We start from the raw sequence: 3,699 nt of genomic DNA on the forward strand, positions 1-3,699 counted from the left end.
ACCACCTGCACTACACCGCGCTGCCGGACTGGGCGCAGTCGCTGGGCATGGTGATGTCGCTGATCCTCCTGGCGCCAAGCTGGGGCGGCATGATCAACGGCATGATGACCCTCTCGGGGGCCTGGCATAAGTTGCGCAGCGACCCGATCCTGCGCTTCCTGGTGGTGTCCCTGGCGTTCTACGGCATGTCGACCTTCGAAGGTCCGATGATGGCAATCAAGACCGTCAACGCCCTTTCCCACTACACCGACTGGACCATCGGCCACGTACACGCCGGGGCCCTGGGCTGGGTTGCGATGATCTCCATCGGCGCCCTGTACCACATGATCCCGAAAGTCTTCGGTCGCGAGCAGATGCACAGCATTGGCCTGATCAACGCGCACTTCTGGCTCGCCACCATCGGCACCGTGCTCTACATCGCCTCGATGTGGGTCAACGGCATCGCCCAGGGCCTGATGTGGCGCGCAGTCAACGAAGACGGCACCTTGACCTACTCCTTCGTCGAAACCCTGGTGGCCAGCCACCCTGGCTTCATCGTGCGGCTGGTAGGCGGGGCCATCTTCCTCAGCGGCATGTTGCTGATGGCCTACAACACCTGGCGCACCGTACGTGCAGCCCAGCCTGCCGAAGTCGCCGCCGCGGCGCAGATGGCCTGAGGAGTCCGCCATGAAACACGAAGTAATCGAGAAAAACGTCGGCCTGTTGATGCTGCTGATGGTCTTCGCCGTCAGCATCGGCGGCCTGACCCAAATCGTCCCGCTGTTCTTCCAGGACGTCACCAACAAGCCGGTGGAAGGCATGAAGCCCTACACCGCGCTGCAACTGGAAGGCCGCGACATCTACATCCGCGAAGGCTGTGTCGGCTGTCACTCACAGATGATCCGTCCGTTCCGTGCTGAAACCGAGCGTTATGGCCACTACTCGGTGGCCGGTGAAAGCGTCTGGGATCACCCGTTCCTCTGGGGCTCCAAGCGTACCGGTCCGGACCTGGCCCGGGTCGGCGCGCGCTACTCCGATGACTGGCATCGCGCGCACTTGTACAACCCGCGCAACGTGGTGCCCGAGTCGAAGATGCCGGCCTATCCCTGGCTGGTCACCCAGGCCGTGGACAGCAGCCACACCGAGATCAAGCTGCGCACCATGCGCACCCTGGGCGTGCCTTACACCGACGACGACATCGCCGGCGCCACGGCCTCCCTCAAGGGCAAGACCGAAATGGACGCTCTGGTGGCCTACCTGCAAGTGCTTGGCACTGCCATCAAGAGCAAGAGGTGAGCCATGGCTTTTGCACTCGATAGCGGAATGATCCGCGGCCTGGGCACCCTGGTGGTGATGATCGCCTTTGTCGGCCTGTCGATCTGGGTCTTCAACGCCAAGCGCAACCCCGAGTTCGCCCAGGCACGCCTGCTGCCGTTCGCCGACGATCCCTTGCCGGACGCCACTGACAACCCACCTGATGACGCTCAATCCCAAGAGCCTGTGACAAGGAGCATTCGGCCATGACTACCTTCTGGAGTGCATGGATCTGCGTACTGACCATTGGCAGCCTGATCGGCCTGACCTGGCTGTTGATCGGGACCCGCAAAGGTGAAACCAAGGGCAGTGTCGACCAGACCATGGGCCACGCCTTCGACGGCATCGAGGAGTACGACAACCCGCTGCCACAGTGGTGGTTCATGCTGTTCGCCGGCACCCTGGTGTTCGCCGTGGGCTACCTGATCCTCTACCCTGGCCTGGGCAACTGGAAAGGCATCCTGCCGGGCTATGAGGACGGCTGGACCCAGACCAAGGAATGGGAAAAGGAAATGGCCAAGGCCGACACCAAGTTCGGCCCGATCTTCGCCAAATTTGCCGCCATGCCCGTGGAGGAAGTGGCCAAGGACTCACAAGCGCTGAAAATGGGCGGTCGCCTGTTCGCCTCCAACTGCTCGGTGTGCCACGGCTCGGATGCCAAGGGCGCATTCGGCTTCCCTAACCTGGCCGACAACATCTGGCGCTGGGGTGGCGATGCCGAAACCATCAAGACCACCATCCTTGGTGGGCGCATGGCGGCGATGCCCGCCTGGGGCGAAGTGCTCAAGGAAGACGGCGTGAAGAACGTGGCGGCGTATGTGCGTCATGAGTTGGCCGGCCTGCCCCTGCCTGAAGACAGCAACGCCGACCTGCAAGCCGGCCAACTGGCGTTCAGCACCACCTGCGTAGCCTGCCACGGCGCCAACGGCAAAGGCACCGCGATCATGGGCGCACCGGATCTGACCCAACCCGCCGGTTTCATCTACGGCACAGGCCTGGCGCAGTTGCAGCAGACCATTCGCCATGGTCGCCAAGGCCATATGCCGGCGCAGAACGAACTGCTCGGCAACGACAAAGTGCAACTGCTGGCGGCTTACGTGTACAGCCTCTCCCACACCAGCAATAACCCGCCTCAAGCTGAAAACCAGCCGTAAAAATCAACGGCAAGCTGTGAGTTTTCACTTGCAGCTTGCCGCTTGAAACGCCCCCTGCCTCTTTGCGACCAAGTGTCGCACCCCTTCCAAGGTACGCCTTTCCACTCATCGGATTCGGGTCTAAGCTCACCCCGAAGTGGACTGGCAACGGCCGGTCACAGGCCAACGGTAGCCGTTAAGTTCGAAGCTCAGGTTCGATGACAGACCGCAAAGGCTGGTATCTACCGGCTGTCGTGAGACTTACCGCCTGTCAGCTATTCGGCCTTCTTCCACACACCCGGTTACAACTAACCTGGACCCTCGTTTTTATCGTCCGCTGTGACATTTTCTGACAGGGCATTTTTGTCCCTACTCGGCACATGGAAAGGCCGCAGAACAAGCGCTGTAAAGCATTGACCCAGGTCATGGCGCGTTGCAATGACCCCCTGCTTTCTCCATACTTGCGGCCGAATTTTAATCCTAATAAAACATCAAAACCGTGGAACCTTAGAATGAGCACAGCAATCAGTCCGACTGCTTATAACTATAAGGTAGTCCGCCAGTTCGCCATCATGACGGTGGTCTGGGGGATCCTTGGCATGGGGCTTGGCGTCTTCATTGCCTCACAACTTGTGTGGCCTGAACTGAACTTCGATCTTCCCTGGACGACGTTCGGACGCCTTCGCCCACTGCACACCAACCTGGTGATTTTCGCCTTCGGTGGTTGTGCATTGTTCGCCACTTCCTACTATGTCGTGCAGCGAACCTGCCAGACGCGACTGATTTCCGACAGCCTCGCCGCCTTCACCTTCTGGGGTTGGCAAGCGGTGATCGTCGGCGCAATCGTCACCTTGCCGCTGGGTTACACCACCACCAAGGAATACGCAGAGCTGGAGTGGCCCCTGGCCATTTTGCTGGCCATTGTCTGGGTCACCTACGGCTTGGTGTTCTTCGGCACCATCGTCAAGCGCAAGACCAAGCACATCTATGTGGGCAACTGGTTCTACGGCGCCTTTATCGTGGTTACGGCGATGCTGCACATCGTCAACCACGCCTCCCTGCCGGTCAGTTTCTTCAAGTCTTACTCGGCGTACGCCGGTGCCACCGACGCCATGATCCAGTGGTGGTACGGCCACAACGCCGTGGGCTTCTTCCTGACCACCGGCTTCCTGGGGATGATGTATTACTTCGTGCCGAAACAGGCCGAACGTCCGATCTACTCCTATCGCCTGTCCATCGTGCACTTCTGGGCATTGATCACCCTGTACATCTG

Annotated in this window: 5 protein-coding genes; all 5 read left to right on the plus strand. The window is 60.3% G+C overall.

Annotated elements, in window-relative coordinates:
* Window positions 1-656 (plus strand): cbb3-type cytochrome c oxidase subunit I (locus M1B35_RS31865; protein ID WP_268264075.1); only part of this gene is annotated, 656 nt, incomplete at its 5' end.
* Window positions 657-666: 10 nt separating this feature from the next.
* Window positions 667-1,275 carry a cytochrome-c oxidase, cbb3-type subunit II gene (gene ccoO, locus M1B35_RS31870; protein WP_268264076.1) on the plus strand — a complete coding sequence of 203 codons (609 nt, stop codon included), beginning with the start codon at window positions 667-669 and terminating at the stop codon, window positions 1,273-1,275.
* A gap of 3 nt (window positions 1,276-1,278) precedes the next feature.
* A complete protein-coding gene (locus M1B35_RS31875) occupies window positions 1,279-1,503 on the plus strand; it encodes a cbb3-type cytochrome oxidase subunit 3 (RefSeq protein WP_123330635.1) in 225 nt (74 codons plus the stop codon).
* Complete coding sequence (ccoP, locus tag M1B35_RS31880) at window positions 1,500-2,447, plus strand: cytochrome-c oxidase, cbb3-type subunit III (RefSeq protein WP_268264077.1); 948 nt, start codon at window positions 1,500-1,502, stop codon at window positions 2,445-2,447. The genes M1B35_RS31875 and ccoP overlap by 4 nt, the downstream gene beginning before the upstream one ends.
* Window positions 2,448-2,938: 491 nt before the next feature.
* On the plus strand, window positions 2,939-3,699 hold a 761-nt coding region (locus M1B35_RS31885), incomplete at its 3' end, for a cbb3-type cytochrome c oxidase subunit I (protein ID WP_268264078.1).

Source organism: Pseudomonas morbosilactucae (genome assembly GCF_023241665.1).
Lineage (GTDB): Bacteria > Pseudomonadota > Gammaproteobacteria > Pseudomonadales > Pseudomonadaceae > Aquipseudomonas > Aquipseudomonas morbosilactucae.

Excerpts from the sequence above, each read along its gene's own strand:
- ccoP (WP_268264077.1), top strand. The coding sequence starts at position 1,500 with ATGACTACCTTCTGGAGTGCATGGATCTGCGTACTGACCATTGGCAGC.
- ccoO (WP_268264076.1), top strand. The coding sequence starts at position 667 with ATGAAACACGAAGTAATCGAGAAAAACGTCGGCCTGTTGATGCTGCTG.
- M1B35_RS31875 (WP_123330635.1), top strand. The coding sequence starts at position 1,279 with ATGGCTTTTGCACTCGATAGCGGAATGATCCGCGGCCTGGGCACCCTG.